The organism is Methanobrevibacter sp., assembly GCF_045577275.1.
GTDB lineage: Archaea > Methanobacteriota > Methanobacteria > Methanobacteriales > Methanobacteriaceae > Methanobrevibacter.
The window spans coordinates 1-1,511 of record NZ_JAZNIB010000070.1 but is presented as its reverse complement, the minus strand read 5'-3'; the positions used below and the strand labels follow the sequence as shown (position 1 = coordinate 1,511).

Annotated in this window: 2 protein-coding genes; both read right to left on the bottom strand. The window is 34.8% G+C overall.

Annotation, left to right across the window (positions count from 1 at the left end):
* Window positions 1–780 (bottom strand): ARPP-1 family domain-containing protein (locus ACKI67_RS02430; protein WP_407461806.1); only part of this gene is annotated, 780 nt, incomplete at its 3' end.
* An 89-nt stretch (window positions 781–869) separates the two neighbouring features.
* Window positions 870–1,229, bottom strand: a complete 360-nt coding sequence (locus tag ACKI67_RS02425) for an HIRAN domain-containing protein (protein WP_407461804.1) — start codon at window positions 1,227–1,229, stop codon at window positions 870–872.
* Window positions 1,230–1,511: the final 282 nt, after the last annotated feature.

Here is a 1,511-nt window from a genome sequence, read left to right as displayed (position 1 = left end):
AGCTTCTATGATATAGCTTCTGCAGAGCTTTTCATGATATTGCTTGTAGATGCTATGATTGTAGAAGAGTTCCAATCCTTTAACTTCACCATTTATAATGAATATGACACCATTCTGACCTTCTTCAATATGGAATTTGCTTAAGTAATCGTTTTGCTTGTCCTTAAGGTTTTCATAGCTGTCATTCAATGCGCTGGTGGAGGATTTGAAGTTGGACCTTGATTCGAATTCACTGATTGAATCCCAGACTTCCCCTTGATAGTCACGGTCCTCATATGAAGCTCTTGATTTTCTGCTTCTGGTACTGTGGTTTGCAGAATACAATGATGGCTTGAAGGTTCTTGCTTCATCACCTTCACCTCTGGTGTGCCATCTGCCGTGTTCAGTGCAGCTTACATTGATGTCAAGTGAGGATTGTGCTGGAACAAGCAAGGTGTCGTTTATGATACGGTTTTGCATTGCACCGGTGATTTCATCCCCATCAATCAATATGAGTGGAGCAACAGAATCATTCTTGCACACTACAGTGTTTACGGTTGAGTGTTCAAGTTCCTTGATTTCAACAAGGCCCATATCGTATCCCTTCTCAAGGGTAAGGAAATCCTTTTTCCCAAAGAAATCGCTCTTTATTGGAATTGCCTCCACATTTTCATAGGATTGGCTTTCCAATAGCTCTATGGCTATTCTGGTACCGTTTAAGTCAATGTATGCAAAGTTTTTTAAGTTTTCCAAGTCTTCACTCACGTTATTGATTTCAGCTTTTTTGTTTGATTTTTCCACATCAATCACCCCTTATTTTAAAATTGTTTTATAATATACAAACTAATATTTTCATGATTATTTATTTTTATTCCATTTAAAAAATTCATTTAGATGAAGTTCACGTCATTTTCCGGATCTTTCTTGAGTTCTGCAAGCTCATCTTCCTCGATGATTTTAGCTATCACGTTTTGATGTGAAATGAATTTAACGATAGCATATGCATTCTCATCATCGATCTTATCGTAAACTCTTCCAGCACTCATTGTACCTCTAACAACTGTTTGAGTACTGTTTGCCAAGTATCCGACCTTTCCTGCATATCTCATATCCGTGCGGATAGCCTCAGCATCATGATTATTGTCCGGCTCCTTTATAAGCCTTAAAATAGAACCAATCTTGAATATCTTCTTTCCGTGAAATTGGTTAAAGCATATAACAGTTACATATTTTTCATTATTATCAATCATACAATTCACCCCGTAAAAATAGTAAGTATATATAGTATGAACCAGGTTGCATATAAAGGTTTTTGATTTTGAAAAAGTAATACTATTTTCAATTTTTCAATGTGAAAATTTTAAGATTTTACACTTGAAATACATGTCTAGATTTTCCCTAATCCTAAAACAATATTAATGCAGTTTTGAAATGAAATTTAGGCCATCAAAATTTTTTCAAAAACGATATTGAATTGTAATCAGTTCTTAATATGAAAACCGCTTTCAAATTTTGACAATAGAATAAATGTC